Source organism: Bradyrhizobium elkanii WSM2783, assembly GCF_000472865.1.
Lineage (GTDB): Bacteria > Pseudomonadota > Alphaproteobacteria > Rhizobiales > Xanthobacteraceae > Bradyrhizobium > Bradyrhizobium elkanii_A.
This window is the reverse complement of the sequence record NZ_AXAP01000001.1, coordinates 176,762-197,191: the sequence shown is the minus strand read 5'-3', so window position 1 is coordinate 197,191 and position 20,430 is coordinate 176,762. Positions and strand designations below refer to the sequence as shown.

Sequence of the window (20,430 nt, the reverse complement as noted above, 5' to 3'; positions counted from 1 at the left end):
TTCTGAGTGAATGCCATTAAAGGCGGTCTTGCTTGCGTGAGGCTGTCTGCAGCGCATTCCTCTAGCTCAGGTCGCGCGCTCGCCGCAGTATGCGCGCGCGCCGGTCGTCCACGCTCCAAAGCCGCTCGCCACCAGGCTTCCGATCACGCTGCAAATGTAGCGCCGTTGCGCGACCGTATTGTTTGGACCTGCGTTGTAGCGGGCGACCGCCATGGTCCAGCTCCCCTCCCGCGCGCGCAATTCCTTGAGAAAGCGCGCCGCATAGTCGACGTTCTTCACCGGATCGAACATCGCCTCGACGCTGGCGAACTCGCGCCCGTGATAGTGATGGTTGATCTGCATGCAACCGAGATCGACCAGCTTGGCGCCCTTGCTCTTGGCCTCGCGGAACTGGGCAACGGCATCCCGGAGGTCGCTGGCCATGGCTGTCCTGCCGTCGATATTGAGCGCGTAAGGGTGCAGGACGCCTTTGCGTCCCGTCTCGCTCAGGCCCACTGCATACAATACCCCGAGCGGCACGCCGTGAGCACGCGCCGCACGCGCCATCTCACGCTCGCAGAGCCCGTCGGCACGTGCGAGGGTGGACAGGCTACAGATAGACAGCACCGCCACTGCGATCGACCGCAACCTCTTCATCCTGACGACGCTCGGTTGGCGTGATGAACTGGTCATGGCCCTGCTGCCTGTTGTGACGTGTCCCGGCTTGCGCATCGCTCGACTGACGCTCCGAGGCGCCGTTGTTGAACTGCGATCCGCCCTGGGGCTGCTGCTGCGACGATTGCTGGTCCGATTGTGCGTGCGATTGGCCGCCGCTCGACGTCGGATGGCGCGCACTGCTATGGTCAATCGAGGCAATTTCGAACGTATAGCCGGCGGACCGCATCGCATCCGTCAGAACGCCGCGATCCTTGCGCAGCAGCTCCGTTGTCTCTGGCTGATCCGCCAGCAGCCTTACCTCGACGGCATCGCCGGCCAGGCGCATCCTCACCGTCACCGTACCCATGCTGGGCGGATCGAGCTGCAGCGTCAGCATCCTGATCGGCGCATCCGGCCCCCGACGCATGTCCGGAGGTGTGAAATCGGGCGCAGCCGTGGGGGCTGGGGCCTGCGCCGATGCCAGATCAGGAGCGATGCGATCGACGATCTTCTGCAGTAGCGTCGGCTGGCCGACGGGCTGGAAATGCGTCTCCTGTTCGCGCACCGCGACCTTCACTGTCGGCAGGGTCCGCGTCTCGATCGCACTGACCGATGATGCAAAGCGCTGCTCGGGGACATCGACCTTCGGAGATTTTGGCTCACCCGGCGTGAGCAGCTCCGCGCGCTGCTCGACCCGGGCTTGCGACCGGGCTGGGAGCGGAGCATCGCCATCATCCCGCGGAGAGAGTGGCTGATCGAGCCTGGAAATCATGGAGCTGAGTGCAGCCTCGGGCGTACGCCATTCCGGAGCAGGCGCGGTGATTTCTCCGCCCGGTTGGTGCGAGGACGTCTCACGCGGCTGCTGGCGGGTCCGATCCTTGGGCCGACCGGCAACATGGTCCAGCACTTCAGCGAGGGGATTGGACGGCTCAGGATCCTGCGCCGGCTCCATATCGACACTTTTGGCGTCGAGCTGCGGCTTGATATCGAGCGGCTTTTGCTTCGCTCCCTGCGCGATCACTCGGAGCTGCTCACGGAAATGCCCGGCGTCACCCTTGCTGTCCTCGGCCTTCCCCTTGTGGTCCTTGGCGAGCATCGCGTTCTGGGGAGCGAGGCGCGAAGCCGCCTTGCCACCGGTGAGCTGGCGGATCATTGCCATCAAAGGGTCGGTCTTGTTCATCGAGCTCGCTCCTTCAATTGCTCTTTCGATTCGTCGAGAAGGACTTGCGCCCGATTGACGGCCGCAAGCGAGCGGCCGAAGTCGATCCGCGGGCGCATCGACGTCTGCGCCTCGCCTGGCTGGTCCTGTTGTGCCGGCGCTGCGGGGAGCGCCTTTTTGACATTGCGTCCAACCGCGAGCACTGCCTTCAGCAACTCGGCATCTCGTTCGGGAAGCCGGCCAACCTCGATCTTCTGCAGATCCAAAAGCGCTTGGTCATGCGCGTTTGTCACCACGCGCGCGGCCGCGCGATAAAAGCGCGCACGCTCGCGCTCGGAACTCCCCTCGTCCGTAAGCCCCAGCACGCGCTCTGCCGCCAAATCCGCCATTTCGACCTTGCCGCGCACCAGCGCGGTGCGCGCGATCAGCAGATACAGGGCGCGCTGGCCGGCGTCGTCGAGTTGATCGAGCAAGGCGACGAGCCGGGGAAACCGATCCGATTGCTGCACGAAGCTGAAGCGCGCGACGGCCACTGCGAGGCGTTGTCGAAAATTCCCCGCATAGATCGAATGCCGGAAACGTCGGAAATATCTCTGAGCCAGCGCTTCGAACTTGTCGAAATCGTCAACTTGGCCGGCGACGAAGATCTCGCGGCGCAGCGCGGCCTCCTCGACCAGCGTTCCAGGCATCAGCAGTCTGGCGTCATCGAGCCGTTCGATCGCGGCTTTCGGGTCGGCCTGCGCCACGAGCGCGGACTGCACCAGCGCAATTTCGGCCGCGATGGTCGGCGGCAAGTCGCGCGCATGTATGTTCCCAAGCCGTGCCTTGGCGTCCTCCGCCCGACCTTCCACATAGGCGATCGCGCCATCCAGGATCGCCTCATCGAGAACGAGCAGTTTCCGGGAGCGCAGCCCATCGACCACCTGGGGCGATCCTCCGCTCAGCAGGAAGGTCACCACGGCGCGCGAGTTTCTCGGCTCCTTCCAGACGGACGGATCAACTTTCTGAAACTCCTCGCCCAGTCGCTTGAGCAGGGCCGGCTGCGCATTATGCGCCTCCAGGCTTCCGCGCGCGATGTCATCCTGCAAAGCGTGGAGCGTCCGGATCATCTGATAGGGTTCGCGCGGCGGCGCTTCAGCCTCTTCCGCTCGGGCTGCGCCGACCAGAACGACCAGCGCGACGGCGATGGTTCCCACGCGGTTCATGGCAAAGGAGCGCGGATCAAGAGCTCGATGCGCCGGTTCTCGGCGGCCGACGGATCGTTCAGATTTTTCGGGCGGCGATCGGCAAAACCTTCGATATGGTCGACGCGCCGGGCATCGAGTCCGCCGCGTATCAGCATGTGATAAGCCATGTGAGCGCGCGCGGTCGACAATCTCCAATTATCGTATTCCGACGATCGATAGGGGCGGTTATCGGTATGGCCGCGTACAATCACCGGACCCTGGCTTTGCGATATCAAGGGCGTGATCTTGTCGAGGGCCCGCACGAGGCCAGCGGTTGGTTCGGCCGAGCCGGTGGCGAACATGCCGTAATTGACATCGTCGGTGAGGCTGATGAGGAGGCCCTCATTGCTCTCGCGGACCTCGGCAACTGGACGCGCCGATCCGAGCGGCGCAAGAGCGGCGGAGATGGCAGCCTGCAATTTGGCCGCCTCGCTCTGCACAGACTTGCTTTCGGCTTGCGGAGTGGCTGAGCCTTTATCTCCTGGAGGAGCGGTCGCGCCCTTGTCTCCTGCGGGCGAGGTCGAGCCCTTCTCTCCTTGCGCCCGCGACGAGCGATTGGCGGCCGGATCGTTCATGGAGTCATCGTCGGCGAACAGGCCAGTCGCCTTTGCCATATCCTGCTTTTCGGTCGGCGCGGGGGATCCCTTGGCTGAATCCGACCCCTGAATGGGAGCCGCTGTGGCGTCCGGTTTTCCTTCCGACGGGCGCGGACCTTTTCCTTCACTGAGCGCCGTGGCGTCACTGTCGAACGGCAGATTGCCAAGCTCCTTGCTGCCTGACCCCTTCTTTTCCAGCGGCGCCGACGACCCCATGGGCCAGTAGACAGGATCAAACGGGTCTTTGAACGCCTCGCCACCCTTCCACCCCTCTTTGCGGGTCGAATCCAGCGCAGTGCCCAGTTCCGCGATCCGCGGCGGACCGCCGGCAATTTCCGACAGCACCGCGTAAGGATCGCGGAACAGCGCCGCTTCACCAGAACGCGGCGGCGACGCCTGCTGCGCCTGCTCCTGGCGCTGCGAATATTGCGTCGACTTGCCCGGTTCGGGTTTCGGCCGCAGGCTGTCTTCCTCCTCGGCCTTGCCGGGATCGACGCGCCGGGCATCGTTGATACCCTTGCGGTCAGGGGTCGAGTCCGTCAGCTTGATCGGATTGAAGTAGTTAGCGACGCTTTCGCGCGTTTCCTGGTTGGTGGCGCTGATGAGCCACATCACCAGGAAGAACGCCATCATCGCCGTCATGAAATCGGCATAGGCGATTTTCCAGACACTGCTGTGCGATTCTTCGCCGTCGAGACTGCCCCGGCGTCGAACGATGATCAGCTCTGCCCTCTCTTGATCGGCCATGTCAGTTCAGGATCGCGAACTTCAATCGCTCCGCCCAGAGCTTGATCTGGGTTTCAAGGAAGATCTGATCGACGGTGACGGAAGCCTCCGCCACCGGAGCGGCCCGAAGCTCCACCGCAATCGCGCGCGCCGCAAGCTTGCCGCGCAGCACCTCGACCAGTTCAGGCGGGCATGTGACCCGCAAAGCCGGCCGGCGAACGTCGGAGGCAACCGACGCGAGCTGCTCGACGAAGGTGTTAACCGCCTGCTTCTGCACCGCGTTCGAAATGAACGGCTCAAGTATGCGCGCCGTCACCCCGGCGATCTTGGCTTCAAGCTGCGCGCCGGCTTCGGCGATATCGCCGGCAATCTTGGCGGCCATTTCATCCAGCAGATTGTGCTTTTCCTCGGCGAGCTGCATGCTCAGCCTCTGCCTCTCGTCGGCAAGCTTCTGCTCGAACTCGGCCAAGGCCGCCGCATAGCCGCCGGACCTTCCACGCTCATACGCCTCGTCCTCGGCGGACGGAGGCGGCGGGGCCGCCGGCCTAGGCGGCGCCTTGGGACTGGAATGCTGGGTGTAATCAAACGGAATGACGCGGCTACGAGCCTTCTGCGGCTCCGGCTGATCGAAGCTTGCCAGCAAACGCGCTACCTTCTCCGAACTCATGCTGCCGACTCCTCCTGCCTAATCCATTGCTTGAGAATCGCCGCCGCCTGCTTCTCATCGAGCTGAATGATTTGCTCCAACCGCCTCTGTGGAGCGTGCAGAACTCTTTTCGATATGTCCTGGACAAGATTTGGCGGCTCTTCCGCGAACCGCTCCATCGAGCCGCCCTCGCCGCCGAGCAGCGCCGCGGTCTCGCCCGTCTCGAGCTGGGCGGTCTCGGTCGAGCGGGAGTCGAGGATCGCGTTGATCGCGGGCCGCAGGCCGAACCAGATCAGCATTGCCGCGACGGCGACGATTGCGACGGCGCTGACGAAGGCACCCGACTGGCGCATCAGCACTTCGGTAAAGGTGACCGCAGGGACCGGCGGGAAGTCGCGCGCGCCTTCCATGAACTCGACCGCCGATACCTGGATCTGGTCTCCACGCTGACGGTCAATACCTGCTGCGGTTGCGACAAGCTGGCTGATCTCGGCGACCTTTGCTTCCACGGCCGCATCACTGGCCTTATCGCCAAGACTGGCCAGGAGGCGCGGACGATTGACCAGCACCGCCAGGAACAGCTTGTTGACGACGTAGCCATCGCTCACGGTCGTGGTCGTTTTCGACGACACCTCAAAGTTGGTAACGTCCTCGCGCCGCTGCTTCTCGTCGTTGGTATTCTTGTTACCGGACGCATTGACCTGCTGATCAGGCAGGTTCTGCTGCACCGTCGTCGGCGTCTGCCGATCCAGGCTCTGCGACGATTCCTTCTCACGGACGGCGCGAACCGATCTTTGGACGCGAGACTCCGGATCGTAGACGGTCTCGTTGGTCTGCCGCTTGTCCGTGCTGAGCTGGGTGGCGACGCTGACTTCAAAATTGTCGAGTCCCAGATAGGGCGCCAGCGCCTTGCTGACATTCTCCTGGATCAGTCGACTGACGACGCGTTGCAGGTTCGCCATGCTCGTCGGCGCCGCGCTCTCGTCGTCGGATGCAAGCAGCGATCCATCGCTGTCGAGGACAGTCACCTTGTCGGCCGCCATACCGGGGACAGCCGCGGCGACGAGGTGACGAACTGATCGAGCCGTTTTGGCATCGGCAGCCCCGTCGGTCCGGATCACAACGGATGCCGAAGGCGGCTGCTGCTCGCGCCGGAACGATCCACGCGCCGGCATGACAATGTGGACGCGCGCGGCCTTCACGCCCTTGAGGACCTGGATCGTACGGGCGATCTCGCCTTCGAGTGCGCGGACGCGGGTGACTTCCTGCATGAAGGACGTGAGACCAAGGGAGCCGATCTTGTCGAACAGCTCGTAGCCCCCGCTGCTGCTGTTCGGCAGACCCTTCTCCGCCAGCAACGTTCTTGCCTGGGCGGTCTGCCCCGGTCGCACGAAGATGGTGTCGCCCGTGGCATTCACGTCGAAAGCAATGTTCGAGTCGCGCAGCACCGCGCCGACGCGCGAGACGTCCTCCCGGGAAAGACCGGTGTAAAGCACATCGAATTCCGGCCGGCTCAGGTAATAGGCGCCGCCGCCGACACCCAAAAAAACGGCAAGGCCGACGAGCGCGAGCACCGTGAGGCGCCTGGGGCCAAGCTCGAGCAGATTGTTCCACAGCCGTTGCGCATGTTCGCGGTTAACCATCAAACCCTCTGCCATACTTCCGAATCGATTCTCGATCGTGAAGCTTGTCCGAGGGTTGCGCGGCGCGAACCATGCAAAACGGCCGCGACCAGGTCGGTCGCGGCCGTCGTAGTCACGAGGTCGAGTCTACTAGCCGCGGAACAGCGACAGGATGCTCTGGCTGCCCGAGTTCGCGATCGACAGAGCCTGAATGCCGAGCTGCTGCTGGGTCTGAAGAGCCTGCAGACGGGTCGATTCAGCGTTCATGTCGGCGTCGACGAGCTGGCCGATACCGCGATCGAGCGAGTCAGTCAGGGTCTTCACGAAGTCCTGCTGCAGGCCGATGCGGTTCTTGATCGCGCCGAGATTGGTCGCCGCGTCGGTGATCTTGGCGAAGGCATCCTGGGTACCCTGGATGTAGGTCTCGAGCTTCTTGAGGTCAGCAGCGCTGTCGGTGAGCTTCGAGATGTCCAGCGTCGCGACGCTGAAGGTTTCCCAGGCCGTGCCGGTGTAGGCGTCGTAGGTCTGGTCGAGGATGCCCTTCTTGGTGTCGACGGGCGCGGCGAGCGCGGTCAGCGTGACCGCGGCACCAAGACCGGCGACGCTGGCGTCGATCGAGATGTCCGCGTCGTTCCGGCTCTTGAACGCCAGCTTGTCGCCAGTCGCCTCGACGCCGACCGACAGGCCGTCGATGCCGAGCTTGTTGATCGCCGCTGCGATGTCCGACAGGGAGGTGTTCTTCGCCACAGCGATGTTGGTCGCCGTGCCGCCGACGGTCACCACGATGTTGCCACCGGCGTCGGTTGCAGAGTCATAGGCAGCCGTTGCGCCCGTCGGGAAGGTCTGGGCCGCGTAGGTGGTGTCCAGGTTCGCGTCATAGAGCTTGATCGCGTCCAGATTGACCGACAGCGTGTCGATCTTGACCGTGCCGCCGGCACGCGAGAACGACGAAACGACGGATTTCGAGGCGTTGTAGCTCGCGGAGGTCGAGTCGACCGAGATCCAGTTTTCACCGTTGAAAACCGCGCTGTCGGCGGTGTTCTTCAACTGCTTCTGCAGTTCGGTGATTTCGCTCTGGATCTTGGCGCGATCGACGCCGGGCGTACGGGCGGCGACCAGCTTCGAGTTGATCTGCGAGACGACGCTGACGGTGCCGTTCAGGCCCGTGTACATCGTGTCGATGGTCGCGGCGCCGAGGCCGAGTGCGTCCTGCACGGCGCTCAGAGCCAGATTGTCCGAACGCATCGTGGTGGCGATCGACCAATAAGCGGCGTTGTCGGAGGCCGTCGACACCCGGTAGCCGGTGGAGATGCGGTTCTGGGTGGTCGCAAGACCCGCGCTGACCGTCCGCAGGGTCTGCAGGGCGGTCATGGCGGAGGAGTTGGTCATCAAGCTTGACATTGATTATGTCCCTTAGTGTGAGGTGTTTATCTGGGGGACATACCGGGTTTTCACCGGTACGGCAGGGCGGCATCATGCCTTTGGGGTTGAAGGAACACCCAACCTGCCGTTCATTCGTCCTAGCATCCGAACCTTACCTAGAGCTGAACAGCAGCTCGAAGATTTGCGGTCCGGATGCCGTGCTGGCTCCCATGCCAGAGCATTTTCGGTTCTGATTCCATCAGAACCGAAGCTCTATATTCTAGTTTCGACGCGTTTTCTGCGCAGTAAGTCTACGCAATCTGCGTAAACTTGATGCTTCGCTCGAAAACGCTCCAGATCATGTTCCGATTGGACGAAATCGGATCACGATCTCATCTCTTTGTTAAGCATGATCTTCCCACGCAAACGCTGCGTTTGTGGCGAGGGAAAGCCGGTTCATGCTTTACTGAAACGATCGTACCAGGCCAACGGCGAGAAGATTCCATCCATCGATCAGCACGAAAAACAGCACCTTGAAGGGAAGCGCGAACACAGTCGGCGGCATCATCATCATGCCCATGGACATGGTTAGCGTGGCGACAACCATGTCGATCACGAGAAACGGCATGATGACCAGGAAGCCGATCTCGAAGGCCCTTCGCAGCTCGGAGATCATGAACGCGGGTATGATCACGCGCAGATCGATCCGTTGGCCGTCGGGCCGCGTCTTGAAGCCTTCGGCCGCCAGGCTTTCAAAGCTTTGCAAATCCTTCTCACGGACATGCGCCAGCATGAAATCGCGGAACGGATCGGTCACACGGGTATACGCTTCCTGCTCGGAAATTTCGTTCTGCATCAAGGGCTGAACGCCGTCCTTCCAGGCGCGGTCAAATGTCGGTGCCATGACATAGAAAGTCATGAAGAGCGCGAGGCTGATCATGACGATATTTGCCGGCGTCGTCTGCAATCCGAGTCCCTGCCGCAGAAACGAAAGCGCGACGACGAACCTGGTGAAACTCGTCACCATGATCAGAAGCCCGGGAGCCAGCGACAGGACCGTGAGCAGCGCCACGAGCTGGATGATCCGGCCGCTGGCGCTTCCACCGCCTTGCGGGATCAGCGAGGACAGATCGGGAATCTGCGCCGCCGCCGCGGTGGGGAGAAGAGCCAGGAGCAGGACGAGGCAGAAGCGCTTCATTGGATGACCAGTGTTTCGATGATCAGTTCGCGCACCTTTCCGCCCGAACGGACCGCCGCCCGCTCGTTGAGATCCTCGCGAAGATACTGCAGCCCGCGCGCGCCCTCGATTTGCGCCGCCGACACCGTTCGCAGGTAGGACACGATGTCTTCGCCCAGCCGGGCCGCGAGAAGGCTCGCCTCCTCCTCGTTCATCTGATCGGTGATGACTGACCCCTCCATGCGGACCCACGTGCCGGTCGGTGCCGCCAGGTTGGTCACTACCGGCGAGATCTTCCGCAGGCGCGCCGTCGGACTGAATGCGGTGGCGACCGGCCGCTCCGCGGGCTCCTTCTGGCTATCCGCCATCCGCTGCCCGGCGGACAGGAGATACAGACTGGCAAGACCGCCCGCCCCAGCCGACAGCACCGTAATCAGCAACAACGCGGCCAACCATTGCATCACGTTTCCCATGCCCCGCTCCGCCGCCTGACGAGCTTCGCCACTTCTGGCCGCACCATCGGCTAGAACGGCCCGACCTGGTCGTAGATCTGCTGGCCCCACGCCGGCTGCTGCACCTCCATCAGACGGCCACGGCCGCCGTAGGACATTCGTGCTTCTCCGATCTTGTCGTAGGCAATGGTGTTGTTGCGGCCGATGTCCCGCGGTCGGACGATGCCGGCAACGTTCAGAATGCGCAGTTCGTAATTGACGCGCATTTCCTGCGATCCGCTGATCAGCAGGTTGCCGTTCGGCAACACGTCGACCACGACAGCTCCGACCGAGAACTTGACCTCATCGGTGCGGTCGATCTTGCCCGCTCCCTTGGTCGACGTTTGCGAGTCGACGTTGCCATTGGCCTGTCCCTTGGGCGACCAGCCGAAAATGTCGACGAGGTAGTCGGCACTGAACTTCGTCTTCGAATCCCGCGACCGGTCGGTCTTGTTGTCGAAAGTCGCCTTGTCGTTCATGGAGATGGTGACGGTGAGGAGATCACCGATGCGTGCCGCGCGCGGATCGCGGTAAAGATCCCTGCGCTCGTCCCAGAGCGAATGATAGCCGGCGGTGTATCGGCTGCGCGGCTCGACGGGAACCGCACGCGCTTCGGCGTGCAGGCCCTGGCCGATCGGCGACAAATAGGGCGCCTGGCTGATTTCGGCGAGACTGTTCATGCACCCGCCCAGAGCGAGAACCGGAAACAGAGAAAGCAAGCGAAGAACCTTCATTTGTTCGTCTTCCCGTCGTCGGGGCGTCGCATGCCCGCCAGGGTGTCGGCGAGGTGGGCCGCGCGCCCGGTCTCCATCTCGTTCAGGATCGCGCTTGCGGTCCGCACCCGAAGCTTGGCGAGCACGGCCGCCGCGGTTTCATCCGCCATGCTGGCGATCTGCCGCGCGGCGGCATCCGGGTCCATGCCGGAGTAGATCTCGACGACGCTGTCTTCCGCCTTTTTCAGGAAGTCCTCGCGCAGCTTCAGCCATTTCTCGTACTCGGCGCGCTTCGCCTCCAGCTCGGCGATCCGCTCCCGAAGCTTGGCCTCGGAGGCTTCCAGCTGCTTTTGCTGCCACGCCACGCGCGCATCCAGCGCAGAATCCGTGATGTTCTTGCAAAATTCGGTAGCGTCAGATCCGCGCTGATCGCCTGTCGCCGGCTCTCCAGGTGCCGATGGAGGCGCTGCATTTTTCGCAACGGTTGCGGTCGTCAGCGGCAGTTCGGGCTGGGAATTGCCGGACGGCGCCTCCGGCTTGGCAACAGGGCGGGACGGCACCGCGCGCGATGTCTTGGCGAAGTTGGCCAGGTTCAGCGGCTTCGACAATTTCTGCTCAGGCTGCGCCCATGCCGACGCCTGCGCGGAGAGCGCAAGACAGCCCGCAAGCAGCATGCTTCTTCCCAGCAACGTCGCGAGCCTCACCATCCGCTCCCCGTACAGCATCTGTTCGAAGCGTTGCACGTTCAAGCTTGTGCGACGCTGACTCTACTGGATGACAAGATCGGCTTGCAGTGCGCCCGCCGCCTTGATCGCCTGCAGGATCGCGATGATGCCCTGCGGCTTCAATCCGATCTGGTTCAAGCCGCGCACGAGACGCTCCAAGTCCGTTCCACGCAAGATCGCCACTTGCGCGCCATTCTCGCCGGCTTCGATGAACGTTTGCGGCACCACGACCGTTTCGCCGCGGCGCGCGAATGGCCCAGGCTGGGAAACGACCGGCATCTCGGTGATCCGAACCGAGAGATTGCCGTGGGTGACGGCGACGGTCGAGACCTGGACGTTGCGACCGATCACAACGGTGCCGGTCCGTTCGTCGATGACGACCCGCGCCGGCGTGTCAGGCTCGACCAGCAATTCGCCGATCTCGGCGATGAAACGAACCGGCGCGACCGAGCGTGGCCGCGACAATATGATCGACCGGTAGTCGCGCTCGAAGGCCATGCTGGCGTGATATCGCCCCTGACCATAGTGGTTGATCGCGTCGATGATTCGCGTCGCGGTGACAAAATCCGGATTCTTCAGCTCGAGAATGAGCGATTCCATCTGGTAGAATTTGCCCTGCACCTCGCGTTCGATCAGCCCGCCGTTTGGAATGCGGCCCGACGTCGGAACGCCCTGGCTGACGGTCTGCGCGGCACCTTCGACCGAATATCCGCCAACCGCAATGGCTCCCTGGGCAACGGCATAGACCTCACCGTCGGCGCCGCGGAGTTGGGTCATGAGGAGAGTGCCGCCCAATAGCGAAGAGGCGTCGCCGAGCGAGGAGAGCGCGACATCCATGCGCGAACCACCAGTAGCGTATGGTGGCAGATCGGCCGTCACCACGACAGCGGCGACGTTTCGCGTCCGCAGCAACGTTCCGCGGATGTTGATCCCCATATTGTCGAGCATCGACTGGAGCGACTGCTCGGTGAAAGGGGCATTGCGCAACGTATCGCCGGTCCCTTTAAGACCGATCACCAGACCGTAGCCGATAAGTTGGTTTTCCCGCACACCCTTCAGGTTGGCGATATCCTTGATCCGCACCGCCGCATCGGCGACGGTGCAGGAAAGGAGCAGGACGATGAATGATAAAAGTCGCAATATCATCCGTTTTGAATCCGCACCGATCCGTCCGACTGGATGATACCCCTGATGATCACGCCCGTATCGAGGTTCCGAAGCTGGATCATGGTGCCCGGACTGCCGGACTGCAGCGATGAGGCGTAGGTGACGATGGAAAGCGATCCATCTTCGACGATCACCTTGACGACATTGCCCCGCGCCACGAGTTTCTGCTCTTCGAGGGCGTTGATCGGGATCGGCTGGCCCGCCACCAGCGTCCTTCGCGCGACGCGGCCAACAAGCGATGCCCGGTCGGCGGCAAAGGCCGCTGCACCGGGCATATTCGGCCCGAAGGCGCGATCGATGATCAACTCGTCCTTGATCACATCGCCCGGATAGATCACCGTTGCCGGCACGAGCAAGCGCACGGATTCTTCCGCGATCGCGCCGCCACCTGCGCCGCTCGCAACGAGCATGAGCGCCGCGATCATGGAAACCAGCGCGAACTTGACGAGCTTCAAGACGCTTCTCCGCTTGCAATCCTATCGAAGACCCTTGGAGACCGTCGACGCCATCTCGTCCGCCGCCTGGATCACCTTCGAGTTCATTTCGTAAGACCGCTGCGCCGAGATCAGTTCAGTGATCTCTTTCACCGGATCGACGTTCGAACTTTCCAGGTAGTGTTGGTGGATCTTGCCGAAGCCGATATCGCCGGGAACGCCAACGACCGGAACGCCGGACGCCAACGTCTCCTTGTAGAGATTGCCGCCAAGCGGATCGAGGCCCGCCTCGTTGGCGAAATTCGCGAGATTTAGCTGGCCGAGCAGGCGCGGATTAACCTCGTTGTCCAGCTTCGCGTACACCTGACCCGATTCATTGACCGTGACATCGACCGTCCCTTGCGGGATGATGATCGCGGGATCGACGGTATAGCCATCCGCCGTCACCAACTGTCTATCCGCGTTGGTATTGAAGGCCCCGGCGCGGGTGTAGAGCGTTTCGCCATTCGGTCCCACGACCTGGAACCATCCTCTGCCGTTGACGGCGAGATCGTAGGTATTGCCGGTTTGCGCCAACGCACCCTGCAAGTGCAGCTTTCGCACGGCCACCGACCGAACGCCCAGCCCCAGCTTGGCCCCCTCGGGGACCGCAGCTTCGCCGCTGCGGTTCGGAACGCCCTGCATGCGATCGACCTGGTAGAACAGATCAGTGAATTCGGCTCGCGAACGCTTGTACGATGTCGTGTTGATGTTCGCGATGTTGTTGGCGATGACCTCGACATTGAGCTGCTGCGCGCTCATTCCGGTCGCCGCGATGGCAAGCGCTCTCATTTGCTATCCTCAGATCGCCATTCGGCTGACTTCTTGGTACGCCTGCACGACCTTGTCGCGCACAGCGACCGCCATCTGCAGCGTCTGCTCGGCGGACATCACGGCCTCCACCACGCTCTGGGCCGACACCTTGCCCTGGATATACGACACCGACGCAGCCTCCCCGTTCTTAAGGGTGCCGATGGCGTCGGCGGCAACCTGCTCAAGGACCCCGCCGAAACCGACCGAGGATTGAGCCGTCTGCGGCGCCGCCGGCGCGGACGTCGCAACACTGCTTGAGCGAACGACGCCGGCGATGTCTTTTAGAACCGAAACCGCTTCCAACATCATGGACTATGCCCCCTTCAACAGATCGATCGTCATGGCAACCATCGACCTCGCCTGCTTGATCACCTGCAGATTGGCCTCATACGAGCGGTTGGTTTCCCGCATGTCCGCCATTTCGATCAGCATGTTCACGTTCGGCAGCTTGACATAGCCGTCCTGGCCGGCCGCCGGATGAGTTGGCTCGTAGTCGACCCGAAACGGAGCACGGTCGACGCCGATGTCCTTGATCTTCACGACCCGCACGCCCGCCGCGCGATCGACCTCCGCCGAGAACGTCGTGGTCTTGCGTCGGTAGGGCTCGGCACCGGGCGTACGGCCAGTGGAGTTGGCGTTTGCCATGTTCTCGGATACGACGCGCATCCTGGTCGACTGCGCCTCAAGTCCCGAACTGGCGATTTGAACAGATGCCTGCAGCGGATCGATCATCAAGCCTCGCGTTAGCTCTTCGCACCGGTCATGAACATGCGGTGAAACGATTTGACGATTGCGACATTCAACGAATAGTCCTTGTTGATATCGCCCGCCTTGAGCATTTCCTGCTCGAGACTCACCGAGTTTCCGGAGTGAACGACTTCCCAGCTATTCTCCTTGCGCATGCCCTGCGGACGTACAAGCGAGCCGGTGGTCATATGTTTCGGAGATGTGACTGCGAGCGGCACGACTTTGGTATCGAGTATCTTGTCGAACGGCTCGATATCCTGCGCTCGGTAGCCCGGCGTATTTGCATTGGCTACGTTCGATGAAATCGTGGACTGCCGAAGCGACAGCCAGCGCGCGTGAGATGAGGCAAGATCGAAGAGATAAACGGGTCCCACAACGTCCTCGTCACAGTGGTCCTATGACGATCGTATACGAACCCAAACTTGTCCGAGGCTGGTGAAATCTCCGCCATTGATGCGAAGCGTTTCTCACACACCCGCCTTCTGCTTGCGTGAATGCAGGAAATAGATGATCTCGGCGACTGGACGAAAGAACTCTTGCGGAATCACCCGGTCGACCTGAGCGGCACCGTACATGGATCTCGCAAGCATCTTGTCCTCCACGACCGGCACGTTGTTCTGCTCGGCGATTTCCCTGATCTTGAGAGCGATGAGATCCTGCCCCTTCGCAAGCACGGTGGGAGCTGCATCTTCGCCATGTCGATATTTCAGGGCGATCGCATAGTGAGTGGGATTGGCCACGACCAACGTCGCGCGGGGAACCGCAGCCAGCATCGACTTTCGCGCCCGATCGCGGGCCAATGACCGCAGCCGCGACTTGACCAGCGGATCGCCTTCCGCCTGCTTGAATTCGTCCTTGAGTTCCTGCCGCGTCATACGCAGGTCGCGCCGCCAGTGGAATCGTGCCCAGACGAGATCGAGTGCCACCAGCACGATCGTGGCAATGCTGATTGCCGATACGAGCCGCATCGCAGTCGTCAAGATAAGTTCCGGAACGCCGGTCGGGTCGCTAAACAAAGAATTCACGGCCACAGCCTCCTCGGCCCGCAATACGATGGCCACCACGAGGCCTATCGCAAAAAACTTAAAAGCAGCCTTCAGGAACTCGATGCGCCCCTGACTGCCGAATAATCTTCCCCATCCCTGAGAAATCGAAATACGTGAGGCCTCGGGCTTTATCCTTTCAAACACCAGACGCGGAGCGTTCTGCAGGAACGAAGCCGCCAGTCCGGCTATTGCAAGGACAACCACGATTGGAAGCAGCAGGGCGGCCGAACTGCTTCCAATAACCACCATGAATTCCAATGCATCCGCACCGTTACGGATGCGAATCCCGGAGGGATCATCGATCAACCGGCTCAGCGTCGATGCCAGTTTCCGGACACTGTCGACCGTAAGGAAGCTCAGGATGATGAGGAACGCGATCATGGACGAGAAGATCGACGCCTCACGCGAGACCGGAATTTTGCCCTTCTCGACGGAGTCTCTTATCTTCTTTTCCGTCGGCTCTTCGGTCTTGCTCTCCTTGTCGGGTCCCTCGGCCATAACCGTCAGTCTTTACGTGAATACCGGCCCATCTTCCTGATCCGGATTGAGCTCGATCTCTCCTCGCCCGGCCATGTCGAGCGCAAGGTCCGTGATCGCGCGGCGCGCCTCCAGGATTTCGCGCTGGTTCGAAGGGACACTGCTGGCAAGCTCGCCCTCGACCATCCGGCGCGTCCGCGACGCCAGCGACGACAGAATGAGCTCGCGAAAGCTCGTATCGGTTCCCTTCAGCGCTATCACCGTGCGATCGGTCGGGACCTGGTCGAAGATCAGCATGCGCGCCTTGGCGGTGAGATTGACGATATCGTCAAACGTGAACAGCATCCCCTTCAGTATCTCCGCCGACTTCGGTCGCGATTCGGAGAGATTCTTCAGCGATTCCTCCATCTGCGTCCGCTCCATCTTGTTGATGATGTCGGCCATGCGAGGATAGGTGTCGGATGCGAGGTTGCGCCCGAAGTTGATCATGAAGTCTTCGTGCATGGTCTTCTCGATGACCCCCATCGCCTCCTCGACAACGGGTTTCAGGCTCAGCATGCGGCGCATCAGATTGTGCCGCAAATCCGCCGGCAGCAGGCTCATCACGCGCGCGGCGCACGCGGGCTTCACCCTGGAAAGGATCAAGGCGGCCGTCTGCGGATGCTCCTTGAGCAGATAGTTGGCCAGCAGGCTTTCGGACACGGAAGAGACCCGTTCCCACACCGACTTGGTCTTGTTGCCGAGCACCTCCGATATGATGTCCGTGACCTGCTCGGGAGGAAGAACGCCGGTCAGCAGTTTCTCCAGCTCGCCAACCGTTCCGAAGATGTTTGGCCCGGTCGTGAAGTGCTGGGCGAACTCCTCGATGATCGCCTCGAGCTCGGGACCTGAAATAGGCTTCAATTCCGCCGCTGCGCGCGTGACGATCCTGATCTCATCCGGATCGAATTCCTTTAGAACGCCGCCGGAGAGCTCCCGGCCCATGGCCAGAAGGAGCGCGGCAACCTTCTCCGTACCGCTCAGCGGCCTGGCTTCGGAGCTACGCTTTGCAGGTGCATTGAACGCCATTCGGGCAGATCCCTTACGCCTCTACATCGCCTGGGGATCCTCCGACGATTTCGGTGAGCGACACGCCGAATCGCGAGTTCTCGTCCTCCACGACGACAACCGCGCCGCGCGCCACGATTCGGCCGTTGACAACCACCTCCACCGGCTCGCCGACGCGATGATCCAGCGGAATGACGGCGCCTCGCCCCAGCTTCATCAGATCGGCGACCGGCATCGTCGCCGAGCCAAGCAGAACCTGGACAGTGACCGGAATGCGCAGGATCGGCTCAAGGTTTGTAAGCCGGCTGGTTTCCTCCGCCGCGCGCGCAGCAAGATCCGCGAGTTTTCCGAACGCGGCTCCTCCCAGCTTGGCCGTCTCCGACGGATTCGCTGTCGGGGAGGCGGCTGATTCGGTTTCGAATGGCTGCTTCATTTCACTTGCTTTCTCGGCAATTTCATATTCCGGCGATCACGCCAACTATAACTACCTGCGGGACACATCGGCGCGAGTTTCGATATCGGTGATTGCCTTGCGCGCCTCTTCGATCTTGCTTCCGAGGACATTGACGAGCTGCTTTCCGTCGGCACTGAACTCCCGCACCATGAGCACCATGTCATCCATGGTTTCGGTGGTCTTGCCGAGAATGAAAGCGAAATCGCCCTGGCTGGCGCGCAGGTGAACGAGCTCCCGGTGCATCCTCGTCACACGGATGGTGGTGACAAGCAGCGCCGCCAGGAGAATAAGGTCAACGAGATAGGATGCCATCGATGAACTCCCGCTTTTGATCCGCCGATTCCTTGACTTGCAGCGAATAGACCCCGTTGAGCTGCCCCATTTGGCACCAGAACAGCCGCTGATTGTTGCACTCGAGCCTCACGAGAGTGCTCGGCGTGGCATTCAGCTCGATCACCTGACCTACCTGAAATCCCGCAACTTCGCCGAGAGTGAGCGAGCGCTCCTCGAGCACCGCTTTCAGCACCACCTCGGTGCGCTGGATCTCGTTGTGGAGCTGCTTGCTCCAGTTCGGGTCCGTGGATACGGACTCTCCGGACACGATCTGCGAAAGCGCCTGGCGGATAGGATTGAGAACGGCGTGCGGAATGACGATGAACATCTCGCCACCGCGGTCCAATCCCTGGACCAGAATCTTGGCATATACGGCCATGTTGTTGAGCCGGCCGATAGCCAGATAATCCATCCGCGTCTCGACGCGTTCCAGATTGAACTGGACCTCCGAAGCGCGCGAGAACGACGATTGCAATGCCTTGCCGAAGCGTTCGAACAGCGCTTCTGCAACATGCAGCTCCACGTTCGAGAAGACGCGCGGCATGTCCAGCGGTGGTTCCGCCCCGTCGGAGCCGAACAACAGCTCTACCATCGTGTATACGAAGTCGCGATCGAAGCCGATGAGGATTCGGCCGTCCCACGCCTGCGCGTAGAACACCGCCACGATCGCCTCTGATTCGCGGCCGTCGAGAATCTCGGAAAGACGGTCGCTACCGACACCGGTCAGCGAAAAATACGACTGCGACGGCGACATCGACCGGAGACTCTCGGCGCAGAGGTTGGTCATCTGATCGAAGATCACATGCAGCATCGGCATGCGATCGACCGAGATTCCGGCAGCTCCGAGCAGTTGATCAGGCGCCGGCTCGTGCCGCAGTGGCTTGCTTTCCGACATCAGGCCTTCGCTCCCGCCACTTTCGCCACCTGCTCACCGCCGCCGCCCTTGGCCGGGCCGGCAATGGTCTCGTTTTCCACCACGTCGATCGAGGGACGATCGCCAGGTCCGATCATCTTGCGGCCATGCTCGATTGCGATCTGCGGCAGCGCGCCGTTCATGAAGGCAAGCAGCGTCTGCTTGACGATGATGTACATCCGGCATTGCTGCTCACGCACCATTTTGACCTTGTGGGCCAAAGGCGCAACAAGACCGTACGAGAGAAAAATTCCGGCAAATGTTCCAACCAGCGCCGAACCGATCAGGCCACCGAGAAGCTTGGGCGACTGATCGAGCGCCCCCATCGCCTTGATGACACCCAGGACCGCGGCCACGATTCCAAGCGCCGGCAGGCCTTCCGCAACCATCATCAGAGAATGGTACGGCTTGAGCTTGCTACGAACGATCGTTTCGATCTCTTCGTCCATCAGCGCCTCGATCTCATGCGGTCGCGCGCTTCCCATGACGATCAGGCGAAAATAGTCGCAGATGAAGTGCACGAGAGAATCGTTGGCAAGTACGGTCGGGAAGTTCTGGAAGATCTCCGACGATGACGGGTCGTCAATATGCGCCTCGACTTCATTGCGCCCCTTGTTGCGCACCTCGCGCATGAGCGCGTGCAGAAGTCCGAGCAGGTCGAGATAGTGGCGCTGCTTCGGCACCGCCACGGTAAGCGCCTGCACGATCCCGACCCCCGTGTCGATGACGACTTTCCAGGGGTTCGCGACAATATAGGTGCCGATCGCCATGCCGGCGATGATGACGAACTCCCACGGCTGCCAGATCACGCTGACATGCCCACCCATCGCCACGAAGCCGCCCAGCAGGCTCGCGATCGTGACGATGACGCCAAAAAGAATGCTCAAGCCCACCGCTCCGAATTGGGACACATTCGTTTAGGCAGCGATCCTTGCACGAAGCTGTCACTGGACCGGCGCGAACAGCCTCACACAAGCTTGCCGGTCGATTTTTCAGCCAGTCTTAATCCCCGTGTGCGCGCAGGAGCTGCTTTCGCGATGGTGTCCCACGATCGCAAGCTATCGGAGATCTCCGGCAATCCGGCTCGATCTCCGAGCGGACGGCGCGCAGCAACCTGAAGATCGGACGATAGCCGGTATGCAATCAGCGCTCTATGTCAGCCTTTCCGCTCAGGTCGCCGTCGAAAAGAGGCTTGAGACCATCGCCAACAATCTGGCGAACATGAAGACGACCGCTTTCCGCGCCGACGCGGTGAAGTTCGAAACGGCAATGTCGCGCGCCGCATCCCAGCCCGTCGCCTTCTCGACCCCCGGGGAAAACTTCATCTCCCGAAGGCCCGGAAGCGTGACGCGGACCGAGAATACCCTCGACGTCGCCGTCATCGGCAACACATGGATGGGTTTTACCGGTCCCACCGGCACGGCTTACACGCGGGACGGCCGGATGCAGATCAACCGCACTGGCGAATTGCAGACCGTTTCAGGGTTCCCCGTGCTCGATGCAGGCGGCACGCCGATCATCGTCGATCCCGAGGGCGGACCGCTGACGATCTCGCGAGACGGGACCATTACGCAAGGCATAAACCAGGTCGGAGTGCTCGGCCTGTTCGACATTCCTGTGGGCGCAAAGCTGGAGCGCTACGGCAATTCGGGGGTCATTCCGGACCGTGCCGCGACGCCCGTCGTCGATTTCATGTACACCGGCTTCCAGCAGGGCTATGTCGAGGAGTCCAACGTCGATCCGCTATCGGAGCTGACACAGTTGATCACCGCCTCGCGCGCGTTCCAGAGCGTCACCTCGCTTGTCGAGGGCTCCGAGGGCACGATGCAGAATGCGATTCGCTCGCTTGGCGAACCGCCCAAGGCATAGCAGCCAGCAATA

At 61.8% G+C, this 20,430-nt stretch carries 24 protein-coding genes; 1 reads left to right on the top strand and 23 read right to left on the bottom strand.

Annotated features, from left to right (window positions below; all coding sequences use genetic code 11):
- Window positions 1-66: 66 nt before the first annotated feature.
- From YY7_RS0100890 to motA, 23 genes are all read right to left on the bottom strand, one after another.
- A complete protein-coding gene (locus YY7_RS0100890; RefSeq protein ID WP_028161582.1) occupies window positions 67-546 on the bottom strand; it encodes a transglycosylase SLT domain-containing protein in 480 nt (159 codons plus the stop codon).
- A 43-nt stretch (window positions 547-589) separates the two neighbouring features.
- Window positions 590-1,816 carry a flagellar hook-length control protein FliK gene (locus YY7_RS0100885; RefSeq protein ID WP_245287142.1) on the bottom strand — a complete coding sequence of 409 codons (1,227 nt, stop codon included), beginning with the start codon at window positions 1,814-1,816 and terminating at the stop codon, window positions 590-592.
- The gene (locus YY7_RS0100880) at window positions 1,813-3,000 is read right to left on the bottom strand and encodes a chemotaxis protein (protein WP_028161580.1); all 1,188 of its coding nucleotides are present in this window, start codon (window positions 2,998-3,000) and stop codon (window positions 1,813-1,815) included. The genes YY7_RS0100885 and YY7_RS0100880 overlap by 4 nt, the downstream gene beginning before the upstream one ends.
- A complete protein-coding gene (locus YY7_RS0100875; RefSeq protein ID WP_028161579.1) occupies window positions 2,997-4,364 on the bottom strand; it encodes a MotB family protein in 1,368 nt (455 codons plus the stop codon). Before YY7_RS0100875 ends, YY7_RS0100880 begins: the two co-directional genes overlap by 4 nt.
- Before the next feature lies 1 nt (window position 4,365).
- Window positions 4,366-5,010, bottom strand: a complete 645-nt coding sequence (locus tag YY7_RS0100870; RefSeq protein WP_028161578.1) for a hypothetical protein — start codon at window positions 5,008-5,010, stop codon at window positions 4,366-4,368.
- Entirely contained in the window at window positions 5,007-6,632 is a 1,626-nt protein-coding gene (gene fliF / locus YY7_RS0100865) for a flagellar basal-body MS-ring/collar protein FliF (protein ID WP_155254980.1), read from the bottom strand. The genes YY7_RS0100870 and fliF overlap by 4 nt, the downstream gene beginning before the upstream one ends.
- A 129-nt stretch (window positions 6,633-6,761) precedes the next feature.
- Window positions 6,762-8,012, bottom strand: coding sequence for a flagellin (locus YY7_RS64300; RefSeq protein WP_028161576.1), 1,251 nt, complete (start codon window positions 8,010-8,012; stop codon window positions 6,762-6,764).
- A gap of 424 nt (window positions 8,013-8,436) precedes the next feature.
- Entirely contained in the window at window positions 8,437-9,171 is a 735-nt protein-coding gene (gene fliP, locus YY7_RS0100855) for a flagellar type III secretion system pore protein FliP (protein ID WP_028161575.1), read from the bottom strand.
- Window positions 9,168-9,623 carry a flagellar basal body-associated FliL family protein gene (locus tag YY7_RS0100850; protein ID WP_245287141.1) on the bottom strand — a complete coding sequence of 152 codons (456 nt, stop codon included), beginning with the start codon at window positions 9,621-9,623 and terminating at the stop codon, window positions 9,168-9,170. The genes fliP and YY7_RS0100850 overlap by 4 nt, the downstream gene beginning before the upstream one ends.
- 50 nt (window positions 9,624-9,673) lie before the next feature.
- Window positions 9,674-10,375: a flagellar basal body L-ring protein FlgH gene (gene flgH / locus YY7_RS0100845; RefSeq protein ID WP_028161573.1), complete on the bottom strand. Its 702-nt coding sequence runs from the start codon at window positions 10,373-10,375 to the stop codon at window positions 9,674-9,676.
- Complete coding sequence (locus tag YY7_RS0100840; RefSeq protein ID WP_028161572.1) at window positions 10,372-11,061, bottom strand: MotE family protein; 690 nt, start codon at window positions 11,059-11,061, stop codon at window positions 10,372-10,374. The genes flgH and YY7_RS0100840 overlap by 4 nt, the downstream gene beginning before the upstream one ends.
- Window positions 11,062-11,121: 60 nt before the next feature.
- On the bottom strand, window positions 11,122-12,225 hold the full coding sequence (gene flgI, locus YY7_RS0100835) for a flagellar basal body P-ring protein FlgI (protein ID WP_210164675.1): 1,104 nt from the start codon (window positions 12,223-12,225) through the stop codon (window positions 11,122-11,124).
- Complete coding sequence (gene flgA / locus YY7_RS0100830; RefSeq protein WP_035688845.1) at window positions 12,222-12,671, bottom strand: flagellar basal body P-ring formation chaperone FlgA; 450 nt, start codon at window positions 12,669-12,671, stop codon at window positions 12,222-12,224. Before flgA ends, flgI begins: the two co-directional genes overlap by 4 nt.
- Window positions 12,672-12,722: 51 nt before the next feature.
- Complete coding sequence (flgG, locus tag YY7_RS0100825; RefSeq protein ID WP_028161569.1) at window positions 12,723-13,511, bottom strand: flagellar basal-body rod protein FlgG; 789 nt, start codon at window positions 13,509-13,511, stop codon at window positions 12,723-12,725.
- Window positions 13,512-13,520: 9 nt separating this feature from the next.
- Window positions 13,521-13,838, bottom strand: coding sequence for a flagellar hook-basal body complex protein FliE (locus YY7_RS0100820; protein ID WP_028161568.1), 318 nt, complete (start codon window positions 13,836-13,838; stop codon window positions 13,521-13,523).
- Between the two features lie 6 nt (window positions 13,839-13,844).
- Window positions 13,845-14,264, bottom strand: coding sequence for a flagellar basal body rod protein FlgC (gene flgC / locus YY7_RS0100815; protein ID WP_028161567.1), 420 nt, complete (start codon window positions 14,262-14,264; stop codon window positions 13,845-13,847).
- Between the two features lie 11 nt (window positions 14,265-14,275).
- Complete coding sequence (gene flgB / locus YY7_RS0100810) at window positions 14,276-14,653, bottom strand: flagellar basal body rod protein FlgB (protein WP_028161566.1); 378 nt, start codon at window positions 14,651-14,653, stop codon at window positions 14,276-14,278.
- Between the two features lie 93 nt (window positions 14,654-14,746).
- A complete protein-coding gene (gene flhB / locus YY7_RS0100805; protein ID WP_028161565.1) occupies window positions 14,747-15,823 on the bottom strand; it encodes a flagellar biosynthesis protein FlhB in 1,077 nt (358 codons plus the stop codon).
- A 12-nt stretch (window positions 15,824-15,835) separates the two neighbouring features.
- Window positions 15,836-16,870, bottom strand: a complete 1,035-nt coding sequence (locus YY7_RS0100800) for a flagellar motor switch protein FliG (protein WP_028161564.1) — start codon at window positions 16,868-16,870, stop codon at window positions 15,836-15,838.
- A 13-nt stretch (window positions 16,871-16,883) separates the two neighbouring features.
- Complete coding sequence (gene fliN / locus YY7_RS0100795) at window positions 16,884-17,282, bottom strand: flagellar motor switch protein FliN (RefSeq protein WP_028161563.1); 399 nt, start codon at window positions 17,280-17,282, stop codon at window positions 16,884-16,886.
- Window positions 17,283-17,333: 51 nt separating this feature from the next.
- Entirely contained in the window at window positions 17,334-17,615 is a 282-nt protein-coding gene (locus tag YY7_RS0100790; protein ID WP_028161562.1) for a hypothetical protein, read from the bottom strand.
- Complete coding sequence (locus tag YY7_RS0100785) at window positions 17,596-18,531, bottom strand: flagellar motor switch protein FliM (RefSeq protein ID WP_035688738.1); 936 nt, start codon at window positions 18,529-18,531, stop codon at window positions 17,596-17,598. The genes YY7_RS0100790 and YY7_RS0100785 overlap by 20 nt, the downstream gene beginning before the upstream one ends.
- On the bottom strand, window positions 18,531-19,436 hold the full coding sequence (gene motA, locus YY7_RS50195; protein ID WP_035688843.1) for a flagellar motor stator protein MotA: 906 nt from the start codon (window positions 19,434-19,436) through the stop codon (window positions 18,531-18,533). The genes YY7_RS0100785 and motA overlap by 1 nt, the downstream gene beginning before the upstream one ends.
- A gap of 250 nt (window positions 19,437-19,686) precedes the next feature.
- On the opposite strand from motA, the gene flgF reads away from it, so the two are divergent.
- Entirely contained in the window at window positions 19,687-20,418 is a 732-nt protein-coding gene (gene flgF / locus YY7_RS0100775; protein ID WP_028161560.1) for a flagellar basal-body rod protein FlgF, read from the top strand.
- Window positions 20,419-20,430: the final 12 nt, after the last annotated feature.

What these genes read in the sequence shown, in the direction of transcription:
- YY7_RS0100890 (WP_028161582.1), bottom strand. Translation starts at nt 546, where the DNA reads ATGGCGCGTGCGGCGCGTGCTCACGGCGTGCCGCTCGGGGTATTGTAT.
- YY7_RS0100885 (WP_245287142.1), bottom strand. Translation starts at nt 1,816, where the DNA reads ATGAACAAGACCGACCCTTTGATGGCAATGATCCGCCAGCTCACCGGT.
- YY7_RS0100880 (WP_028161580.1), bottom strand. Translation starts at nt 3,000, where the DNA reads ATGAACCGCGTGGGAACCATCGCCGTCGCGCTGGTCGTTCTGGTCGGC.
- YY7_RS0100875 (WP_028161579.1), bottom strand. Translation starts at nt 4,364, where the DNA reads ATGGCCGATCAAGAGAGGGCAGAGCTGATCATCGTTCGACGCCGGGGC.
- YY7_RS0100870 (WP_028161578.1), bottom strand. Translation starts at nt 5,010, where the DNA reads ATGAGTTCGGAGAAGGTAGCGCGTTTGCTGGCAAGCTTCGATCAGCCG.
- fliF (WP_155254980.1), bottom strand. Translation starts at nt 6,632, where the DNA reads ATGGTTAACCGCGAACATGCGCAACGGCTGTGGAACAATCTGCTCGAG.
- YY7_RS64300 (WP_028161576.1), bottom strand. Translation starts at nt 8,012, where the DNA reads ATGTCAAGCTTGATGACCAACTCCTCCGCCATGACCGCCCTGCAGACC.
- fliP (WP_028161575.1), bottom strand. Translation starts at nt 9,171, where the DNA reads ATGAAGCGCTTCTGCCTCGTCCTGCTCCTGGCTCTTCTCCCCACCGCG.
- YY7_RS0100850 (WP_245287141.1), bottom strand. Translation starts at nt 9,623, where the DNA reads ATGGGAAACGTGATGCAATGGTTGGCCGCGTTGTTGCTGATTACGGTG.
- flgH (WP_028161573.1), bottom strand. Translation starts at nt 10,375, where the DNA reads ATGAAGGTTCTTCGCTTGCTTTCTCTGTTTCCGGTTCTCGCTCTGGGC.
- YY7_RS0100840 (WP_028161572.1), bottom strand. Translation starts at nt 11,061, where the DNA reads ATGGTGAGGCTCGCGACGTTGCTGGGAAGAAGCATGCTGCTTGCGGGC.
- flgI (WP_210164675.1), bottom strand. Translation starts at nt 12,225, where the DNA reads ATGATATTGCGACTTTTATCATTCATCGTCCTGCTCCTTTCCTGCACC.
- flgA (WP_035688845.1), bottom strand. Translation starts at nt 12,671, where the DNA reads ATGATCGCGGCGCTCATGCTCGTTGCGAGCGGCGCAGGTGGCGGCGCG.
- flgG (WP_028161569.1), bottom strand. Translation starts at nt 13,511, where the DNA reads ATGAGAGCGCTTGCCATCGCGGCGACCGGAATGAGCGCGCAGCAGCTC.
- YY7_RS0100820 (WP_028161568.1), bottom strand. Translation starts at nt 13,838, where the DNA reads ATGTTGGAAGCGGTTTCGGTTCTAAAAGACATCGCCGGCGTCGTTCGC.
- flgC (WP_028161567.1), bottom strand. Translation starts at nt 14,264, where the DNA reads ATGATCGATCCGCTGCAGGCATCTGTTCAAATCGCCAGTTCGGGACTT.
- flhB (WP_028161565.1), bottom strand. Translation starts at nt 15,823, where the DNA reads ATGGCCGAGGGACCCGACAAGGAGAGCAAGACCGAAGAGCCGACGGAA.
- YY7_RS0100800 (WP_028161564.1), bottom strand. Translation starts at nt 16,870, where the DNA reads ATGGCGTTCAATGCACCTGCAAAGCGTAGCTCCGAAGCCAGGCCGCTG.
- fliN (WP_028161563.1), bottom strand. Translation starts at nt 17,282, where the DNA reads ATGAAGCAGCCATTCGAAACCGAATCAGCCGCCTCCCCGACAGCGAAT.
- YY7_RS0100790 (WP_028161562.1), bottom strand. Translation starts at nt 17,615, where the DNA reads ATGGCATCCTATCTCGTTGACCTTATTCTCCTGGCGGCGCTGCTTGTC.
- YY7_RS0100785 (WP_035688738.1), bottom strand. Translation starts at nt 18,531, where the DNA reads ATGTCGGAAAGCAAGCCACTGCGGCACGAGCCGGCGCCTGATCAACTG.
- flgF (WP_028161560.1), top strand. Translation starts at nt 19,687, where the DNA reads ATGCAATCAGCGCTCTATGTCAGCCTTTCCGCTCAGGTCGCCGTCGAA.